Source organism: Pseudomonas sp. LG1D9 (assembly GCF_002949995.1).
GTDB lineage: Bacteria > Pseudomonadota > Gammaproteobacteria > Pseudomonadales > Pseudomonadaceae > Aquipseudomonas > Aquipseudomonas proteolytica.
In genome coordinates, this window is the sequence record NZ_CP026881.1 from 3466729 (window position 1) to 3487451 (window position 20723).

8 protein-coding genes, 2 tRNA genes and 3 rRNA genes are annotated in these 20723 nt (G+C 59.5%); all 13 read left to right on the forward strand.

Going from position 1 to position 20723, the window contains the following annotated elements; translation table 11 throughout:
• Positions 1-101: 101 nt before the first annotated feature.
• The 13 genes from C5F71_RS16285 (at position 102) to C5F71_RS16350 (ending at position 20598) form a co-directional block, all read left to right on the forward strand.
• On the forward strand, positions 102-1451 hold the full coding sequence (locus tag C5F71_RS16285; protein WP_029297539.1) for an aspartate aminotransferase family protein: 1350 nt from the start codon (positions 102-104) through the stop codon (positions 1449-1451).
• Positions 1452-1525: 74 nt separating this feature from the next.
• Positions 1526-3019 (forward strand): CoA-acylating methylmalonate-semialdehyde dehydrogenase, encoded by a 1494-nt coding sequence (locus C5F71_RS16290; protein WP_070994359.1) that lies wholly within the window; start codon positions 1526-1528, stop codon positions 3017-3019.
• Between the two features lie 571 nt (positions 3020-3590).
• A 16S ribosomal RNA gene (locus C5F71_RS16300) occupies positions 3591-5127 on the forward strand.
• Between the two features lie 82 nt (positions 5128-5209).
• A tRNA-Ile gene (locus C5F71_RS16305) sits at positions 5210-5286 on the forward strand.
• Between the two features lie 30 nt (positions 5287-5316).
• Positions 5317-5392, forward strand: a tRNA-Ala gene (locus C5F71_RS16310).
• A gap of 247 nt (positions 5393-5639) precedes the next feature.
• Positions 5640-8533: ribosomal RNA gene (locus C5F71_RS16315) — 23S ribosomal RNA — on the forward strand.
• A 150-nt stretch (positions 8534-8683) separates the two neighbouring features.
• Positions 8684-8799, forward strand: a 5S ribosomal RNA gene (rrf, locus tag C5F71_RS16320).
• Together the 16S, 23S and 5S rRNA genes with 2 tRNA genes alongside form the textbook arrangement of a ribosomal RNA operon.
• A 155-nt stretch (positions 8800-8954) precedes the next feature.
• Complete coding sequence (gene recC / locus C5F71_RS16325) at positions 8955-12404, forward strand: exodeoxyribonuclease V subunit gamma (protein ID WP_104911520.1); 3450 nt, start codon at positions 8955-8957, stop codon at positions 12402-12404.
• Complete coding sequence (gene recB, locus C5F71_RS16330) at positions 12401-16081, forward strand: exodeoxyribonuclease V subunit beta (RefSeq protein WP_104911521.1); 3681 nt, start codon at positions 12401-12403, stop codon at positions 16079-16081. The genes recC and recB overlap by 4 nt, the downstream gene beginning before the upstream one ends.
• Positions 16078-18126, forward strand: a complete 2049-nt coding sequence (gene recD / locus C5F71_RS16335) for an exodeoxyribonuclease V subunit alpha (protein ID WP_104911522.1) — start codon at positions 16078-16080, stop codon at positions 18124-18126. The genes recB and recD overlap by 4 nt, the downstream gene beginning before the upstream one ends.
• 138 nt (positions 18127-18264) lie before the next feature.
• Positions 18265-18837: a YfiR family protein gene (locus tag C5F71_RS16340; protein ID WP_104911523.1), complete on the forward strand. Its 573-nt coding sequence runs from the start codon at positions 18265-18267 to the stop codon at positions 18835-18837.
• On the forward strand, positions 18834-20102 hold the full coding sequence (locus C5F71_RS16345; protein ID WP_104911524.1) for a diguanylate cyclase domain-containing protein: 1269 nt from the start codon (positions 18834-18836) through the stop codon (positions 20100-20102). Before C5F71_RS16340 ends, C5F71_RS16345 begins: the two co-directional genes overlap by 4 nt.
• Positions 20103-20106: 4 nt before the next feature.
• The gene (locus C5F71_RS16350) at positions 20107-20598 is read left to right on the forward strand and encodes an OmpA family protein (protein ID WP_029299925.1); all 492 of its coding nucleotides are present in this window, start codon (positions 20107-20109) and stop codon (positions 20596-20598) included.
• The last annotated feature ends 125 nt before the right edge of the window (positions 20599-20723 follow it).

The window sequence follows — 20723 nt, forward strand, 5'->3', positions numbered from 1 at the left end:
GTTAGAAGAGTTGCATTTCCCAGACTTTATCCCCGTGGCAATTTAGCTGCAACAACGCTTTTCAATCCCGACGCTGCCTTTTGCCCTGCGAGGTTTTGCTGATGAACATGCCCGAAAACGCCCCATCCACTCTGGCCAGCCAGCTGAAGCTGGATGCCCACTGGATGCCTTACACCGCCAACCGCAACTTCCAGCGCGACCCGCGTCTGATCGTGGGGGCCGAAGGCAGTTGGTTGATCGATGACAAGGGGCGTCGGGTGTACGACTCGTTGTCGGGCCTGTGGACCTGCGGCGCGGGGCACACCCGCAAGGAAATCCAGGAAGCCGTCGCCAAACAACTTGGCACCCTGGATTACTCGCCGGGCTTCCAATACGGCCATCCTTTGTCCTTCCAGTTGGCAGAAAAGATCACCGATCTGACCCCCGGCAATCTGAACCATGTGTTCTTCACCGACTCCGGTTCCGAGTGCGCCGATACAGCAGTGAAGATGGTGCGTGCGTACTGGCGCCTAAAGGGCCAGGCGACCAAGACCAAGATGATCGGGCGTGCCCGTGGTTATCACGGGGTGAACATCGCCGGTACCAGCCTGGGTGGCGTCAACGGCAACCGGAAGATTTTTGGCCAGGCGATGATGGATGTCGATCACCTGCCCCACACGCTGCTGGCGAGCAATGCCTTCTCCCGCGGCATGCCGGAGCTGGGTGGTATTGCCCTGGCTGACGAGTTGCTCAAGCTGATCGAGTTGCATGATGCGTCGAACATTGCTGCGGTGTTCGTTGAGCCGATGGCAGGCTCGGCCGGGGTGCTCGTACCGCCGCAGGGCTACCTCAAGCGGCTACGTGAGATCTGTGACCAGCACAATATCCTGCTGGTGTTCGACGAAGTGATCACCGGCTTTGGTCGTACCGGCTCGATGTTCGGTGCAGATAGCTTCGGTGTGACGCCGGACCTGATGTGCATCGCCAAGCAGGTCACCAACGGTGCGATTCCGATGGGGGCAGTGATTGCCAGCAGCGAGATCTATCAGACCTTCATGAACCAGGCGACGCCTGAGTACGCGGTGGAATTCCCACACGGCTACACCTACTCGGCCCACCCGGTAGCCTGCGCGGCCGGGCTGGCGGCATTGGATCTGCTGCAGAAGGAAAACCTGGTGCAGAGCGTGGCCGAAGTCGCACCGCACTTTGAGAATGCGCTGCATGGCCTCAAGGGCAGCAAGAACGTGATCGACATCCGTAACTACGGCCTGGCCGGTGCGATCCAGATCGCCCCGCGTGATGGGGATGCCATCGTGCGTCCATTCGAAGCGGGCATGGCGTTGTGGAAGGCCGGGTTCTATGTGCGCTTTGGCGGCGACACCCTGCAGTTCGGCCCAACCTTCAACAGCAAGCCGCAGGACCTGGATCGCTTGTTCGATGCCGTCGGCGAAGTGCTGAACAAGATCGACTGATTTCTCCTTCTATATAGAACAACAGCCTGGCGCGACGCGTGTCGCGCCTGTGGACAACTTTTCAGGAGCCTTGCATGAGCCTTATCCAGCATTTGATCAACGGCGAACTGGTCAACGACAGCGGTCGCAGCGCCGACGTTTACAACCCTTCTACTGGCCAGGTGATTCACCAGGTGCCATTGGCCAGCCGTGAAACCATTCAACAGGCTATCGACTCGGCCAAGGCTGCATTCCCGGCCTGGCGCAATACGCCGCCGGCCAAGCGCGCCCAGGTGATGTTTCGTTTCAAGCAATTGCTGGAGCAGAACGAAGCCCGTATCTCGCAGTTGATCAGCGAAGAACATGGCAAGACCCTGGAAGATGCTGCCGGTGAGTTGAAGCGCGGGATCGAGAACGTCGAGTACGCGTGTTCGGCGCCGGAGATCCTCAAGGGCGAGTACAGTCGTAACGTCGGCCCGAACATTGATGCCTGGTCCGACTTCCAGCCGCTGGGCGTGGTGGCCGGTATTACGCCGTTCAACTTCCCGGCCATGGTGCCGCTGTGGATGTATCCATTGGCGATCGTCTGCGGTAACTGCTTCATCCTCAAGCCATCGGAGCGCGATCCAAGCTCGACGCTGCTGATTGCCCAACTGTTGCAGGAAGCCGGTTTGCCCAAAGGTGTGTTGAGTGTGGTCCATGGCGACAAGGGCGCGGTGGATGCGCTGATCGAGGCGCCTGAGGTCAAGGCCTTGAGTTTTGTGGGCTCGACGCCGATTGCCGAGTACATCTATTCCGAAGCGACCAAGCGCGGCAAGCGCGTACAGGCGCTGGGCGGGGCGAAGAACCATGCGGTGCTGATGCCGGATGCGGATCTGGATAACGCCGTGAGCGCCTTGATGGGTGCCGCCTATGGCTCCTGCGGCGAGCGTTGCATGGCGATCTCGGTGGCGGTCTGTGTGGGTGACCAGGTGGCGGATGCATTGATTGCCAAGCTGGTACCGCAGGTCAAGGCACTGAAGATTGGTGCAGGTACTTCCTGTGGCTTGGACATGGGGCCACTGGTCTCTGCGCAGGCGCGGGACAAGGTCAGCGGCTATATAGAAGATGGTGTGTCTTCGGGCGCTGAGCTGGTGGTCGATGGGCGTGGCCTGAGCGTTGCTGGGAATGAAGACGGGTTCTTCCTGGGTGGCTGCCTGTTTGATCGCGTGACGCCCGAGATGCGCATCTATAAAGAAGAGATCTTTGGCCCAGTGCTGTGCGTCGTCCGGGTGAACAGCCTGGAAGCGGCGATGCAACTGATCAACGACCATGAATATGGCAACGGTACCTGCATCTTCACCCGTGACGGTGAGGCGGCGCGTCTGTTCTGTGACGAAATTGAAGTGGGCATGGTGGGGGTTAACGTGCCATTGCCGGTGCCGGTGGCTTATCACAGCTTTGGCGGCTGGAAGCGTTCGCTGTTTGGCGACTTGCACGCCTATGGGCCGGACGGGGTGCGTTTCTATACCCGTCGCAAGGCGATCACCCAGCGTTGGCCGCAGCGTGCCAGCCATGAAGCGTCGCAGTTTGCCTTCCCTAGTTTGTAAGGGTGGATGAGCAGAAGGCCGGCCCCTTGGGGCCGGCCTTTGCGTTTCTGGGCTTTTTTGATCGATATGACAGAAATGTGAAAGTAACGGTTGACGGCGAATTATATCTGTCTATAATTCGCCCCACTTCCGGCGCAGTCGAAACGTAAAACTCCTTGGTAAACAATGAGTTATGCGAAATTCGACAGCAAGTTGCTTCAGTTCATCGAAGTCAAAAGGAAGTTGAAAAAGAGGTGTTGACAGCAGCGTGTAACGCTGTAGAATTCGCCTCCCGCTGACGAGAGATCGGAAGCGCAAGTGGTTGAAGTTGTTGAGGAAAACCTCGAAAGCTTCTGAAAATAACCACTTGACAGCAAATGAGGCTGCTGTAGAATGCGCGCCTCGGTTGAGACGAAAGATCTTAACCAACCGCTCTTTAACAACTGAATCAAGCAATTCGTGTGGGTGCTTGTGGAGTCAGACTGATAGTCAACAAGATTATCAGCATCACAAGTTACTCCGCGAGAAATCAAAGATGTAACCAACGATTGCTGAGCCAAGTTTAGGGTTTCTTAAAAACCCAAAGATGTTTGAACTGAAGAGTTTGATCATGGCTCAGATTGAACGCTGGCGGCAGGCCTAACACATGCAAGTCGAGCGGTAGAGAGAAGCTTGCTTCTCTTGAGAGCGGCGGACGGGTGAGTAATGCCTAGGAATCTGCCTGGTAGTGGGGGATAACGTTCGGAAACGGACGCTAATACCGCATACGTCCTACGGGAGAAAGCAGGGGACCTTCGGGCCTTGCGCTATCAGATGAGCCTAGGTCGGATTAGCTAGTTGGTGGGGTAATGGCTCACCAAGGCGACGATCCGTAACTGGTCTGAGAGGATGATCAGTCACACTGGAACTGAGACACGGTCCAGACTCCTACGGGAGGCAGCAGTGGGGAATATTGGACAATGGGCGAAAGCCTGATCCAGCCATGCCGCGTGTGTGAAGAAGGTCTTCGGATTGTAAAGCACTTTAAGTTGGGAGGAAGGGTTGTAGATTAATACTCTGCAATTTTGACGTTACCGACAGAATAAGCACCGGCTAACTCTGTGCCAGCAGCCGCGGTAATACAGAGGGTGCAAGCGTTAATCGGAATTACTGGGCGTAAAGCGCGCGTAGGTGGTTAGTTAAGTTGGATGTGAAATCCCCGGGCTCAACCTGGGAACTGCATTCAAAACTGACTGACTAGAGTATGGTAGAGGGTGGTGGAATTTCCTGTGTAGCGGTGAAATGCGTAGATATAGGAAGGAACACCAGTGGCGAAGGCGACCACCTGGACTGATACTGACACTGAGGTGCGAAAGCGTGGGGAGCAAACAGGATTAGATACCCTGGTAGTCCACGCCGTAAACGATGTCAACTAGCCGTTGGGAGCCTTGAGCTCTTAGTGGCGCAGCTAACGCATTAAGTTGACCGCCTGGGGAGTACGGCCGCAAGGTTAAAACTCAAATGAATTGACGGGGGCCCGCACAAGCGGTGGAGCATGTGGTTTAATTCGAAGCAACGCGAAGAACCTTACCAGGCCTTGACATCCAATGAACTTTCTAGAGATAGATTGGTGCCTTCGGGAACATTGAGACAGGTGCTGCATGGCTGTCGTCAGCTCGTGTCGTGAGATGTTGGGTTAAGTCCCGTAACGAGCGCAACCCTTGTCCTTAGTTACCAGCACGTAATGGTGGGCACTCTAAGGAGACTGCCGGTGACAAACCGGAGGAAGGTGGGGATGACGTCAAGTCATCATGGCCCTTACGGCCTGGGCTACACACGTGCTACAATGGTCGGTACAGAGGGTTGCCAAGCCGCGAGGTGGAGCTAATCCCACAAAACCGATCGTAGTCCGGATCGCAGTCTGCAACTCGACTGCGTGAAGTCGGAATCGCTAGTAATCGCGAATCAGAATGTCGCGGTGAATACGTTCCCGGGCCTTGTACACACCGCCCGTCACACCATGGGAGTGGGTTGCACCAGAAGTAGCTAGTCTAACCTTCGGGAGGACGGTTACCACGGTGTGATTCATGACTGGGGTGAAGTCGTAACAAGGTAGCCGTAGGGGAACCTGCGGCTGGATCACCTCCTTAATCGACGACATCAGCTGCTCCATAAGTTCCCACACGAATTGCTTGATTCATTGAAGAAGACGAAAAGAAGCAGCCCGAAATTGGGTCTGTAGCTCAGTTGGTTAGAGCGCACCCCTGATAAGGGTGAGGTCGGCAGTTCGAATCTGCCCAGACCCACCAATTTTGTGTGGGAAACGCCTGTAGAAATACGGGGCCATAGCTCAGCTGGGAGAGCGCCTGCCTTGCACGCAGGAGGTCAACGGTTCGATCCCGTTTGGCTCCACCACTACTGCTTCTGTTTGTATAAAGCTTAGAAATGAGCATTCCATCGTTGTGATGGTGAATGTTGATTTCTAGTCTTTGACTAGTTCGTTCTTTAAAAATTTGGGTATGTGATAGAAAGATAGACTGAACGTTACTTTCACTGGTAACGGATCAGGCTAAGGTAAAATTTGTGAGTTCTCTTAGTTGAGAAATTCGAATTTTCGGCGAATGTCGTCTTCACAGTATAACCAGATTGCTTGGGGTTATATGGTCAAGTGAAGAAGCGCATACGGTGGATGCCTTGGCAGTCAGAGGCGATGAAAGACGTGGTAGCCTGCGAAAAGCTTCGGGGAGTCGGCAAACAGACTTTGATCCGGAGATGTCTGAATGGGGGAACCCAGCCATCATAAGATGGTTATCTTACGCTGAATACATAGGCGTAAGAGGCGAACCAGGGGAACTGAAACATCTAAGTACCCTGAGGAAAAGAAATCAACCGAGATTCCCTTAGTAGTGGCGAGCGAACGGGGACTAGCCCTTAAGTGGCTTTGAGATTAGCGGAACGCTCTGGAAAGTGCGGCCATAGTGGGTGATAGCCCTGTACGCGAAAATCTCTTAGTCATGAAATCGAGTAGGACGGAGCACGAGAAACTTTGTCTGAATATGGGGGGACCATCCTCCAAGGCTAAATACTACTGACTGACCGATAGTGAACTAGTACCGTGAGGGAAAGGCGAAAAGAACCCCGGAGAGGGGAGTGAAATAGATCCTGAAACCGTATGCGTACAAGCAGTGGGAGCCCACTTTGTTGGGTGACTGCGTACCTTTTGTATAATGGGTCAGCGACTTATTTTCAGTGGCGAGCTTAACCGAATAGGGGAGGCGTAGCGAAAGCGAGTCTTAATAGGGCGTCTAGTCGCTGGGAATAGACCCGAAACCGGGCGATCTATCCATGGGCAGGTTGAAGGTTGGGTAACACTAACTGGAGGACCGAACCGACTACCGTTGAAAAGTTAGCGGATGACCTGTGGATCGGAGTGAAAGGCTAATCAAGCTCGGAGATAGCTGGTTCTCCTCGAAAGCTATTTAGGTAGCGCCTCATGTATCACTGTAGGGGGTAGAGCACTGTTTCGGCTAGGGGGTCATCCCGACTTACCAAACCGATGCAAACTCCGAATACCTACAAGTGCCGAGCATGGGAGACACACGGCGGGTGCTAACGTCCGTCGTGAAAAGGGAAACAACCCAGACCGTCAGCTAAGGTCCCAAAGTTATGGTTAAGTGGGAAACGATGTGGGAAGGCTTAGACAGCTAGGAGGTTGGCTTAGAAGCAGCCACCCTTTAAAGAAAGCGTAATAGCTCACTAGTCGAGTCGGCCTGCGCGGAAGATGTAACGGGGCTCAAACCATACACCGAAGCTACGGGTATCATCTTCGGATGATGCGGTAGAGGAGCGTTCTGTAAGCCTGTGAAGGTGAGTTGAGAAGCTTGCTGGAGGTATCAGAAGTGCGAATGCTGACATGAGTAACGACAATGGGTGTGAAAAACACCCACGCCGAAAGACCAAGGTTTCCTGCGCAACGTTAATCGACGCAGGGTTAGTCGGTCCCTAAGGCGAGGCTGAAAAGCGTAGTCGATGGAAAACAGGTTAATATTCCTGTACTTCTGGTTATTGCGATGGAGGGACGGAGAAGGCTAGGCCAGCTTGGCGTTGGTTGTCCAAGTTTAAGGTGGTAGGCTGGAATCTTAGGTAAATCCGGGATTCTAAGGCCGAGAGCTGATGACGAGTTACTCTTTGAGTGACGAAGTGGTTGATGCCATGCTTCCAAGAAAAGCTTCTAAGCTTCAGGTAACCAGGAACCGTACCCCAAACCGACACAGGTGGTTGGGTAGAGAATACCAAGGCGCTTGAGAGAACTCGGGTGAAGGAACTAGGCAAAATGGCACCGTAACTTCGGGAGAAGGTGCGCCGGTGAGGGTGAAGGACTTGCTCCGTAAGCTCATGCCGGTCGAAGATACCAGGCCGCTGCGACTGTTTATTAAAAACACAGCACTCTGCAAACACGAAAGTGGACGTATAGGGTGTGACGCCTGCCCGGTGCCGGAAGGTTAATTGATGGGGTTAGCTAACGCGAAGCTCTTGATCGAAGCCCCGGTAAACGGCGGCCGTAACTATAACGGTCCTAAGGTAGCGAAATTCCTTGTCGGGTAAGTTCCGACCTGCACGAATGGCGTAACGATGGCGGCGCTGTCTCCACCCGAGACTCAGTGAAATTGAAATCGCTGTGAAGATGCAGTGTATCCGCGGCTAGACGGAAAGACCCCGTGAACCTTTACTATAGCTTTGCACTGGACTTTGAATTTGCTTGTGTAGGATAGGTGGGAGGCTTTGAAGCGTGGACGCCAGTCTGCGTGGAGCCAACCTTGAAATACCACCCTGGCAACTTTGAGGTTCTAACTCAGGTCCGTTATCCGGATCGAGGACAGTGTATGGTGGGTAGTTTGACTGGGGCGGTCTCCTCCTAAAGAGTAACGGAGGAGTACGAAGGTGCGCTCAGACCGGTCGGAAATCGGTCGTAGAGTATAAAGGCAAAAGCGCGCTTGACTGCGAGACAGACACGTCGAGCAGGTACGAAAGTAGGTCTTAGTGATCCGGTGGTTCTGTATGGAAGGGCCATCGCTCAACGGATAAAAGGTACTCCGGGGATAACAGGCTGATACCGCCCAAGAGTTCATATCGACGGCGGTGTTTGGCACCTCGATGTCGGCTCATCACATCCTGGGGCTGAAGCCGGTCCCAAGGGTATGGCTGTTCGCCATTTAAAGTGGTACGCGAGCTGGGTTTAGAACGTCGTGAGACAGTTCGGTCCCTATCTGCCGTGGACGTTTGAGATTTGAGAGGGGCTGCTCCTAGTACGAGAGGACCGGAGTGGACGAACCTCTGGTGTTCCGGTTGTCACGCCAGTGGCATTGCCGGGTAGCTATGTTCGGAATAGATAACCGCTGAAAGCATCTAAGCGGGAAACTAGCCTCAAGATGAGATCTCACTGGAACCTTGAGTTCCCTGAAGGGCCGTCGAAGACTACGACGTTGATAGGTTGGGTGTGTAAGCGCTGTGAGGCGTTGAGCTAACCAATACTAATTGCCCGTGAGGCTTGACCATATAACACCCAAGCAATTTGCGTCGAAAGGCCAGATTGCGGTGTGTGAAGACGAAACGAACCGAAAGTTCGATCTCGCAAAACACCGACTTCTATTACATACCCAATTTGCTGAAGCGAGGCCAGCTGGCCACGACTCAGTACCCGAATTTCTTGACGACCATAGAGCATTGGAACCACCTGATCCCATCCCGAACTCAGTAGTGAAACGATGCATCGCCGATGGTAGTGTGGGGTTTCCCCATGTGAGAGTAGGTCATCGTCAAGATTAAATTCCGAAACCCCAATTGCGAAAGCAATTGGGGTTTTGTTTTGGGCGGTAGAAAAGCGCTGATGGGATTTTGCGCTTAGTCCAACACCGCCCATAACGCCCTTCAATGCTAAAGTCGCTGCCTCGATTTTGCTTTTCCCAAGGAAGCCGTTATGCCGGATGCAACGTCCCTCAGTGCTGGATTCATGGTCGTCCACGGCAATCGCCTGGATGAGCTGCGCAGCCTGGTCGTCAGTTGGATGCGTCGCTATCCACTGGCTCCCCTGGAAAACGAAATCGCCCTGGTGCAAAGCAACGGCATCGCACAATGGCTCAAACTGGCGCTTGCTGAAGATCCAGAAGATGACGACACGGGCGGCTGTGGCATCGCCGCTGCAATCGACGTGCAGTTGCCCGGCAGTTTCATGTGGCAGCTTTATCGCATGGTCCTGGGCCGCGACGAAATCCCGGTCAAGTCCCTTCTGGACAAAGCCCCGCTGACCTGGCGTCTCATGCGCCTCTTGCCCGAGCTGATCGACCAGCCGCACTTCGAGCCCCTGCAACGCTTCCTTACCCATGACACCGACCTGCGTAAACGCTACCAACTGGCGGAACGCCTGGCCGACTTGTTCGACCAATACCAGGTCTATCGTGCGGACTGGCTGGAAGACTGGGCCGCCGGTCGACACCAACTGCGCAACGGCCGAGGCGAGGCCAAACCCCTGAGCCCGGCCAACTGCTGGCAGGCCGAGTTATGGCGGGCATTGCTGCTGGATGTCGGCGAGGAGGGTATGGCGCAGAGCCGTGCCGGGGTCCACCAACGCTTTATCGAGCGCATCAACAAGCTGGACACCGCCCCCCAAGGCCTGCCGTCTCGGGTCATTGTGTTTGGCATCTCTTCCTTGCCCGCCCAGGCGCTTGAAGCGCTGGCCGGCCTGGCCCGTTTCAGCCAGGTCCTGCTTTGCGTGCATAACCCTTGCCGTCACCATTGGTCTGACATCGTTGCCGACAAAGACCTACTGCGAAACGAATACAAGCGCCAAGCGCGCAAGACCGGGATGCCCGTCACCATCGACCCGCAAACCCTGCACCAGCACGCCCATCCACTGTTGGCCGCCTGGGGCAAGCAAGGTCGCGATTACATCAACCTGCTGGACAGCTACGACGATCCCAACAGCTACCGATCCGCTTTCCGTGACGGGCGCATCGACCTGTTCAGCGATAGCGAACCGACCACAATCCTCAACCAACTGCAGGATGACATCCTCGAACTGCGCCCCCTCCCCGAAACGCGAGAGCGCTGGCCCGCCGTCGATCTGCAGCACGACACCTCGATCCGCTTCCACATCGCCCACAGCGCCCAGCGGGAAGTGGAAATCCTCCACGACCAACTGCTACAGCGCTTCAGCGAAAATCCCGCGCTGCGGCCTCGCGACATTATCGTGATGGTCCCGGATGTGGACAGCTACGCGCCGCATATCCGTGCGGTATTCGGTCAACTGGACAAAAAAGACCCGCGCTTCATCCCCTTCACCCTCACTGACCAGGGCCAACGGGGCCGCGATCCACTGTTGATCGCCGTCGAGCACCTGCTGAAACTTCCCGACAGCCGTTTTCCGGTCAGCGAAATACTCGACTTGCTGGACGTTCCCGCCCTGCGTGAACGCTTCGCCATCCAGGAGCGCGACCTGCCCACTCTGCACCGCTGGATAGAAGGGGCCGGCATCCGCTGGGGCCTGAACGCCGAGCAGCGTGCAGGTCTTGGCCTGCCCAGTGAGCTGGAGCAAAACAGCTGGCGGTTCGGCCTGCGCCGTATGCTGCTGGGCTACGCCGTTGGCAGTGGTGCCGCCTGCGCCGGCATTGAGCCCTACGATGAAATCGGCGGCCTTGATGCTGCGCTGATCGGCCCATTGGTAGCCTTGCTAGACGCATTGCACGATGCACACCAAGCCCTGTCACAACCGGCGACACCGCAAGCCTGGGGCGTACGCCTGCAAGACCTGATGCAGCGCTTTTTCCTGGCCAGCAATGAACACGATGACTATCTGCTGGGCCAGTTGGAGCAACTGCGGGAAGACTGGCTGGAAACCTGCGAATCCGTCGGCCTGTACGACGAATTACCGCTGACGGTGGTCCGTGAGGCTTGGCTGGCCGGTCTCGACCAGGGCCGCCTGTCCCAGCGCTTCCTCGCCGGCGCGGTGAACTTCTGCACCCTGATGCCGATGCGTGCGATCCCGTTCAAGCTGGTGTGCCTACTGGGCATGAACGATGGCGACTATCCACGCGCCCAACCGCCACTGGATTTCGACCTGATGGGCAGCGACTACCGCCCCGGCGACCGTTCTCGTCGCGAAGACGACCGCTACCTGTTGCTGGAAGCTTTGCTCTCAGCACGCGACCAACTCTACATAAGCTGGATCGGCCGCAGCATCCGTGACAACAGTGAGCGCCCGGCGTCCGTGCTGATCGGCCAACTGCGCGATCACCTCGCCAGCGGCTGGCAACATGCCCAAGAGCAATCGCTGCTGGAGGCAATGACCCAGGAACACCCTTTGCAACCCTTCAGCGCGCGCTATTTCCACGAAGGTGATCCGCTGTTCAGCTACGCCCGCGAATGGCAGTTGTTGCACGAAGCCCAAGACCTGCCCCTCGACACAACCTGCCTGTCAGCCTACGTCCAGGAAGAACCCCTGAGCCTGGGCCAGGTGCAGGACTTCCTGCGTAACCCCGTCAGGCATTTCTTCAGCCAGCGCCTCAAAGTGTTTTTCGAAGCCGCCGAGGTACCCCTGGCCGATGAAGAGCCCTTTGTCCTCGACGCCCTGCAGCGCTACACCTTGAGCGACAGCCTGCTCGCCGCTGCACTGAGCGATCCGGATCATCTGGAGCAGGCCCTGGATGCCCAGGCCCAGCGTCTGCAAGGCAGCGGCCTGCTGCCCATGGTTGGCTTTGGCGAATGCCTGCGCAGCGAACTGATCGAGCCTTTGCCTGACCTGTTGCAACGCTACCAGCAACTCCTGGCACTCTGGCCCACGCCGCACAACACCGCAGAACCTGTCAGCTACGCACACCAGGGGATTGAACTCGAAGGCTGGGTCAGCGGCCTGCACCGACGCAGCGATGGCGGCTTGCTCAGCGTGACCACCATTCCCAACAGCATCGGCTCGATCAAGACCCGCAAGTGGCATCGCCTGATCCGCCCATGGGTCAATCACCTGGTGGCCTGCGCCTGTGGCCTTCCGTTGAGCACGGGCCTGGTGGCCAGCGACGACACACTCTTGCTGGCTCCCCTGGAGCAAAGCCTTGCCCAGGATATCCTCGGCAACCTGCTCCTGGCTTGGCAGGCCGGCATGAGTGAACCACTGCCGGTCGCGGTCAAGACTGCGTTTGCCTGGCTCGGCCAGACCGATCCGGACAAAGCCCAGGCTGCGGCCCTAAAAGCCTACGAAGGCGATGGCATCAACAGTGACGGCGAGCGCCGCGAAAGCCCGGCCCTTACCCGGCAGTTTCCCGATTATGCAGCGCTGGTCGCCAGCGAGGATTTCGAAGGCTGGTGCGAAACCCTCTATCGACCCTTGATAACCGCCCCCTGGCGATCACTGACAAGCGAAGAGGCCCGCCCATGAGCGCCATCAAACCCCTGGCCCTGGCCTTTCCCCTGCGCGGCAGCCAACTGATCGAGGCCAGCGCCGGCACCGGCAAGACCTTCACCATCTCTGCGTTGTACCTGCGCCTGGTGCTCGGCCACGGCGGCGAGCTGCAAGGCTTTGGCCGTGAATTGCTGCCGCCGCAGATCCTTGTGGTGACCTTCACCGATGCTGCCACCAAAGAGTTGCGCGAGCGTATCCGTACCCGCCTGGCACAAGCGGCGCGCTACTTTCGTGATGAAATCGAGCAGCCCGACACCTTGATCGCCGAGTTGCGCGACGAATACAGCGCCGAGCAATGGCCAGGTTGCGCCAATCGCCTCGACATTGCCGCGCAATGGATGGACGAAGCCGCCGTCTCGACCATTCACAGTTGGTGCCAGCGCATGCTGCGCGAACACGCCTTCGACAGTGGCAGCCTGTTTACCCAGACCCTGGAAACGGACCACAGCGACCTGCTCGGCGAAGTGTTGCGCGACTACTGGCGGCTGTTCTGCTACCCGATGCACGGCGATGCCCTGAACTGGGTGCGCAGCCACTGGGGCGGGCCTGCGGCGTTGATGCCGCGAGTGCGCGCCTTGTTCGGCAGCGAGCGCCCCAGTGACGAACCACGGGAGCCTGCCGAACTGATCGAGGCCTGCCTGCACGAGCGCCGCGAGGCCCTGGTGGCGCTCAAGGCGCCCTGGCAGCAGTGGGCCGCCGAGTTGCGGGAGATCTGCCTGCAGGCCGTCGCCGCCAAGGCTGTTGATGGGCGCAAGATGCAGGCCCGTTATTTCGAGCCCTGGTTCGAGAAAATCAGCGCCTGGGCCGCGGACGAAACCCTGGAGCAACTGGATATCGGCACCGGCTTCAGCCGCCTGACGCCAGAGGGTATGGCCGAAGCCTGGAAGGGCGACGCGCCGCATCATCCGGGCCTGGATGCCATGGTGGGCCTCAAAGCCAGCCTGGACGCCTTGCCCACGCCCGACGCCGCGGTGCTCCAACACGCGGCGGCCTGGGTCGGTAAACGTTTTGAAGATGAGAAGCGCCGGCGTGCCGAGATGGGCTTCGACGACATGCTCATCCGCTTGGACGCGGCCCTGCAAGCCGAGGGCGGCGAGCGCCTGGCCAGTGTGATCCGCGAGCAATTCCCGGTGGCCCTGATCGATGAATTCCAGGACACCGACCCGGTGCAGTACCGGATCTTCGAAAGCATCTACCGCATTGAAGACAACAGCCCGCTCAGTGGCCTGTTCCTGATCGGCGACCCCAAGCAAGCGATCTACGCCTTTCGCGGTGCCGATATCTACACCTACCTGCGTGCTCGCCAGGCCACCGCCGGGCGCTTGCACACCCTGGGCACCAACTTCCGCTCCAGCCATGCGATGGTCGCGGCGGTCAACCACGTGTTCGAACGTGCAGAAACCGGGCGTGGGGCATTTCTGTTTCGCCAGCCGGACGGCGAGAACCCGGTGCCGTTCCAGCCGGTATCGTCCCAAGGCCGCAAGGAGCACTTGCAGGTCGATGGCCACATAGTGCCAGCCCTGAATATCTGGCACCTGCCCACCGACCAGCCGATCTCCAACGTGCTTTATCGCCAACAATTGGCCGGTGCTTGTGCCAGTCAGATCGTCGCGTTGCTCAATGGCGGCCAGCAAGGCAGTGCAGGGTTCGTCAAGGATGGCGACTTCTCCCCCGTGCAACCGTCGAACATCGCCATCCTTGTGCGTGACGGCAAGGAAGCCCAGGCCGTGCGCGGTGAGCTGGCCGCGCGCGGTGTGCGTAGCGTGTACCTGTCCGATAAGGATTCGGTGTTTGCCTCCCAGGAAGCCCACGACGTACTCGCCTGGCTCAAGGCCTGCGCCGAGCCGGACGTGGAGCGCCCGCTGCGCGCGGCCCTGGCCTGCGTCACCCTCAACCTGTCGCTGGCGCAACTGGAGCAACTGAACCAGGACGAACTGGCCTGGGAACAGCGGGTCATGCAGTTTCGCGATTACCGCGTGATCTGGCGGACCCAGGGCGTGTTGCCGATGCTGCGACGCCTGCTACATGACTTCAAGTTGCCGCAAACCCTGATTGCCCGCAGCGATGGTGAAAGGGTGCTGACCAACCTGCTGCACCTGTGCGAATTGCTGCAACAAGCCGCCGCTGAGCTAGATGGCGAACAGGCACTGATCCGCCATCTGGCGGAGCATCTGGCGCTGTCGGGCCAGGCCGGCGAAGAGCAGATCTTGCGCCTGGAAAGTGATGAGCAACTGGTCAAGGTGGTGACCATCCACAAATCCAAGGGCCTGGAATACGATCTGGTGTTCCTGCCGTTCATCTGCTCGGCCAAGCCCGTCGACGGCAGTCGCCTGCCGCTGCACTACCACGATGCCCACGGCAAGTCCCAGGTCAGCCTCAAACCCACCGCCGAACTGATCGCCCAGTCCGATGACGAACGCCTGGCTGAAGACCTGCGCCTGTTCTACGTGGCGCTGACGCGGGCCAAACATGCCTGTTGGCTCGGTGTGGCCGACCTCAAGCGAGGTAATACCAACAGCTCGGTGTTGCACCTGTCGGCGCTGGGTTATCTGTTGGGTGGTGGCGCGGCCCTGGCGGAATCCGCAGCCTTGGCCCGCTGGCTGATGGACTTGCAGGACGGCTGCGCGGCGATTGCCTACGGGCACATGCCAGAGGCCCAGAGCAGCACCTACCAGCCACCGCGCAATGACGCGACCTTGCTCGCGCCGCTGCTGCCCAAGCGCAAGGCTGCGGAAAACTGGTGGATTGCGTCCTACAGCGCCCTGCGCATTGGCGAAAGCATGAGCGCCGCCAGCCTGGAGGCCCCGGAAAGCCCACAAGCGCAGAAGCTGTTCGACGACGAACGCCTGGACCCGGATGCCCCGCGCGAAGTTGCCGCGTCTGGCGGCGACATTCATCGATTCCCACGGGGGCCCAATCCCGGGACCTTTCTCCACGGCCTGCTGGAGTGGGCCGGCAACGATGGCTTCGACGTAACGCCCGAAGCCATCGAAGATGCTGTCGCACGGCGCTGCAACCGGCGCGGCTGGGAAGGCTGGATCGGCACCCTCAGCGGCTGGCTTGGGCACCTGTTGCAAGCGCCACTGAGCCTGGGCCAGGGGCCGGAATCGTTGACCCTGGGTGACTTGCAGCACTATCAGATCGAAATGGAGTTCTGGTTCGCCAGCCATAAAGTCGATGTGCTCGCCCTCGACCAACTGGTCTGCCAATACACCCACGACGGTGTGTCGCGGGTGGCTGCCGAACCGGTAATGCTCAACGGGATGTTCAAAGGCTTTATCGACCTGACCTTCGAACATGACGGCCGCTATTACGTGGCCGACTATAAATCCAACTGGCTCGGCGCCGACGACGCGGCCTACACCCAACAGGCCATGGAACAGTCGATTCTCGACCATCGCTATGACCTGCAATACGTCCTCTACCTGCTGGCCCTGCACCGCCAGCTCAAGGCGCGCCTGCCCGATTACGATTACGACCGGCACGTGGGTGGCGCGCTCTACCTGTTCCTGCGCGGCAGCCAAGCCGTGAGCCAGGGGGCGTATTTCACCCGGCCGCCACGTGAACTGATCGAGCGCCTGGACCTGTTGTTCCAGGGCAAGCCGCAACCGCCCAAGGTCGAACCCGCCTGGGAACAAGGAGTCCTGTTATGAGCCTCTCGACTGTGCCGCTGGAGGCACTGGCACCGCTGGAGCGTGCCGACGACCTGGTGCACCTGCTGGAGCGCTGGGTCGAGCGCGGCTGGCTGCGCTCGCTGGACAAGGCGTTCGTCGGCTTTCTCCACGAACTCGACCCACAGGCCGATCCTCTGGTGCTGCTGGCTGCTGCCCTGACCAGTCACCAACTGGGCCACGGGCACGTGTGCCTGGATCTGTTCGAGACCCTGAATGCCCCGGATTTCGCCCTGTCGCTGCCCCCTGAAGGTGATCTTTCAAGTGGCGTGATGTTGTTGCCCTCGCAATTGCTCGACGGCCTGGACGGCGCCCATTGGTGCCATGCCCTGGCCGCAAGCCCGCTGGTGGCGCTGGCCGTGGATGGCAGTGCTGCAGCGCAGAGCCGGCCCTTGGTGTTGTCGGGCAAGCGCCTGTACCTGCGGCGCTACTGGACCTATGAGCGACGCATCGACAGCGCCTTGCGTCAGCGTCTGGCCGTGCAGGAAACGGTCTCGGCGGACCTGCCCCAGCGCTTGAACGGCCTGTTCGACCAGCCACCTCCCAATGGCGTGGTCGATTGGCAGAAGCTCGCCTGCGCCCTGGCCACGCGGGGGGCGTTCAGCATCGTCACCGGCGGCCCCGGCACCGGCAAGACCACCACCGTGGTGCGCCTGTTGGCATTGCTGCAAGCGCCAGCGGTGGAGCAGGGCACGGCCTTGCGCATCCGCCTGGCGGCGCCCACCGGCAAGGCGGCGGCGCGGTTGACCGAGTCCATCAGCCAGCAAGTGCGCTCGCTGCACGTGGCCGAAGCCGTGCGCGAAAAAATCCCCACCGAGGTCACCACCGTGCACCGCCTGTTGGGCAGCCGTCCCGGCACCCGGCATTTCCGCCATCACGCGGGCAACTTGTTGCCGCTGGATGTGCTGGTGGTCGATGAAGCCTCGATGATCGACCTGGAAATGATGGCCAACCTGCTGGATGCCTTGCCAGCCCATGCGCGCCTGGTGCTGCTGGGGGACAAGGACCAGTTGGCTTCGGTGGAAGCCGGTGCGGTGCTCGGCGATTTGTGCCGCGATGCCGAGGCGGGCTGGTACAGCCCCGGCACCCGCCAATGGCTGGAAAGTGTCAGCGGCGAAACGCTGGCGGGCAGCGGCCTGGAGCAAGACCTCGACGCCAGCCATCCCCTCGCGCAACAAGTGGTGATGTTGCGTTATTCCCGGCGCTTCGGCGAAGGCAGTGGCATCGGCCAACTGGCGCGTTGGGTCAACCAGCAAAACCCCGAACAGGCTCGCCAACTGCTGGACGCCGGCAGCCACGACCTGTTTTGCCTGCGCCTCAAGGGCGAGCATGACCGCGCCCTCGAGCGCCTGGTGCTGGACGGGCAGGGCGCCGATGCCCAGGGCTATCGCTACTACCTGAACCAGCTGCGCACCTCGCGGCCGGCAGCCGAGACACCCCGGGACGATCCGCGCTGGACCGACTGGGCGCGCCAGTTATTGCAAGCCTTTGATGCCTTCCAGTTGCTGTGCGCGGTGCGCAAGGGCCCCTGGGGCGTGGAAGGCCTCAACCAACGCATCACCGCCGCGCTGCTCAAGGCCCGGCTGATCGATAGCGACCAGCAATGGTACGAAGGCCGCCCGGTGCTGATGACCCGCAATGACTACGGCCTGGGCTTGATGAACGGGGACATCGGTATCGCCTTGAAGCTGCCCGAAACTGACGGCGGGCCGCAGGTGCTGCGCGTCGCTTTCCCGCGCAACGATGGCCAGGGCGGGGTGCGCTTTGTCTTGCCCAGCCGGCTCAACGATGTAGAAACCGTCTACGCCATGACCGTGCACAAGTCCCAGGGCTCGGAGTTCGCCCACACGGCCTTGATCCTGCCGGATGCGCTGAACCCGGTACTGACCAAAGAGCTGATCTACACCGGCATCACCCGCGCGAAAGACCGCTTCAGCTTGATCGAAACCCGTGGTGGGGTTTTCGAGGAAGCGGTACGGCGCAAGGTGAAACGTTTAAGCGGGCTGATGTTGGAACTTGGGACATGATGGCGCAGGAAAAACCTGACTGATGTGTCGGTTTTTCGTGATAAATGGCGGAATCTACCTAGGCCCCGTCTCGATGGGGTTTCCGCCGATATGCTATCGTTGCGGCATCATCCCGAGAAGATCATAGAGAATCGCTGCATGAACGTGGCTGTCTCGCCCACAGAGCGTAGTTGGAGCTGGAGACGATTGCTGCTATCGGCCGTTCTGTGCCTCGTCACGCCTCTGGCTTTTGCCCAGGCGTCTACCGCCAGTGCGGCCGACCAGCGGGCCCAGGCCGTCACCCAGGTGGTACTGGGGATTCTCAGCTACGCCCGATGGCCGGTTGAGCCCAGCCAACTGCGTTTGTGCATCGTTGGCCCGACCCAATACACCGATGACCTGGTCAAGGGCACCACCCAGGCTACGGGGCGGCCGGTGGTGGTCCAGCGTTTGCTGGCCGACAACCCCAATATCGTCAATGCCTGCGACGCGCTGTATATCGGCAAGCTCTCCCCTGACGAGCGCAGTCATTTGTTCACGGCCTTGATCGGGCGCCCGGTGCTGAGCATCAGCGAAGGCGGCGACCAGTGCACAGTGGGCAGCCTGTTCTGCCTGCGGGTCAGTGATGAGCAGGTGTCATTCGAGGTCAACCTCGACTCCGTGGCCCGCAGCGGAGTGCGTATTCATCCCAGCGTCTTGCAGTTGTCCCGTCGTCGAGCGCCGGAACCATGAGGCTGCGCAACGCCAAAACCCGCCCTACATTACGTTCGGTCCTTGGTCGCGGGCACCTGAGTGTGGCATTGGTGGCGGTCGCCATGGCCAGCGTATCCCTGACCCTGCTGGGCGTGCTGGCCCTGCGGGTCTATGCCGATCACAACCTGCACCTGATCGCCCGCTCGATCAACTACACCGTGGAAGCTGCGGTGGTGTTCAACGACCGCGTAGTGGCCACCGAAGCCCTGGCGTTGATTGCCTCCACTGAAGAAGTGGCCGAAGCCCGGGTGCTGGACCTCAATGGCAATACCCTGGCGCACTGGGTGCGCCCGGAAACGGGGGTGTTGTCCAAGGTGGAGCTGGAGCTGGCCCACACACTGCTGGAAGAACCCATCAGCCAACCGATCCTGCACCAAGGCAAGAAAATCGGCACCGTCGAGTTGAGCGGCCACGGTGGTAGCCTGTTGCGCTTTTTGCTCAGTGGCCTGGCGGGGATCATCATCTGTACAGCCATCAGTGGCTGGGTCGCGATTTACCTGGCGCGGCGCATGTTGCGCGGCATCACCGGCCCGCTGCACAGCCTGGCCGACGTCGCCCACGCCGCACGTAGCGAGCGGGCTTTCGACCGCCGTGTGCCGCCGGCACAGATCGCCGAACTCGACAGCCTGGGTAACGACTTCAATGCCCTGCTCGACGAACTCGAAGCCTGGCAAACCCATCTGCAAAGCGAAAACGAAACCCTCGCCCACCTGGCCAGCCATGACAGCCTCACCGGGCTGCCCAATCGTGCTTTCTTCGAGGGCCGGCTGATCCGTGCGCTGCGCAGTGCAGCCAAGCTCAACGAGCGGGTGGCGGTGCTGTTCCTCGACAGCGACCGCTTCAAAGATATCAACGATAACTTCGGGCATGCCGCCGGTGACGCCGTGCTGGTCGCCGTCGCCGCGCGCGTACGGGCGCAACTGCGCGAGAGTGACCTGGTAGCGCGCCTGGGCGGCGATGAGTTCGCCATCCTGCTCTCGCCCCTGCACAAGCTCGAAGATGCCCAGCGCATCGCCGACAAAATCATCGCCAGCATGGACCTGCCCATCCCGCTGCCGGGCAACACCGAAGTGTTGACCTCACTCAGTATCGGTATCGCGGTTTATCCCGATCATGGCGCCACTCCCGGCGCCTTGCTCAATGCCGCCGATGCGGCGATGTACCAGGCCAAACGCCTGTCCCAGGGCGGCCAGCACACGGCGGAGTCGGAGCACCCCGCTGCCAACGTTCAACACAGGAGTTGATCCCTTGTTTGCTAACACACGTGTTCTCTTTATCACCTTGTTTATCGCGCTGCTGGCACTGAGCGGCTGCCAGACCGCTCCGCCCAAGGGCCTGACACCGGCACAAGTGGCGGTACTCAAACAACAAGGCTTCGAACTGACCGACGAAGGCTGGGCGTTTGGCCTGTCGGGCAAAGTGCTGTTTGGCAGCGACGTCGAAAAACTCAACAAGCCCAGCACTGAAATCGTCGAGCGCATCGGCAAGGCCCTCACCGGCGTGGGCATCGAACGCGTGCGCGTAGACGGCCATACCGACGCCTCGGGCAAGGAAGCGTACAACCAGCAACTGTCCTTGCGCCGGGCGAAAAGCGTGGGCAAGGTCCTGGTGGACGTGGGTATGAAGGAAGAAAATGTGCAACTGCGTGGCCTGGGCAGCAGCGAACCGGTGGCCTCCAACAGCACCTCTGCGGGCCGTACCGAAAACCGCCGGGTATCGATCGTGGTGATCGCCGACTGAGCCGACAGGTCGGCCTAACTGTGCAACCAAATTGTGGGAGCGGGCTTGCCCGCGAAGGCGGTGGTTCAGCCGAGTATGTATCGATTGACCCACCGCCATCGCTGGCAAGCCAGCTCCTACAGTTG

Coding starts and splice junctions, on each gene's coding strand:
- C5F71_RS16285 (WP_029297539.1), top strand. CDS start 102: ATGAACATGCCCGAAAACGCCCCATCCACTCTGGCCAGCCAGCTGAAG.
- recD (WP_104911522.1), top strand. CDS start 16,078: ATGAGCCTCTCGACTGTGCCGCTGGAGGCACTGGCACCGCTGGAGCGT.
- C5F71_RS16345 (WP_104911524.1), top strand. CDS start 18,834: ATGAGGCTGCGCAACGCCAAAACCCGCCCTACATTACGTTCGGTCCTT.
- C5F71_RS16340 (WP_104911523.1), top strand. CDS start 18,265: ATGAACGTGGCTGTCTCGCCCACAGAGCGTAGTTGGAGCTGGAGACGA.
- C5F71_RS16290 (WP_070994359.1), top strand. CDS start 1,526: ATGAGCCTTATCCAGCATTTGATCAACGGCGAACTGGTCAACGACAGC.
- recC (WP_104911520.1), top strand. CDS start 8,955: ATGCCGGATGCAACGTCCCTCAGTGCTGGATTCATGGTCGTCCACGGC.
- recB (WP_104911521.1), top strand. CDS start 12,401: ATGAGCGCCATCAAACCCCTGGCCCTGGCCTTTCCCCTGCGCGGCAGC.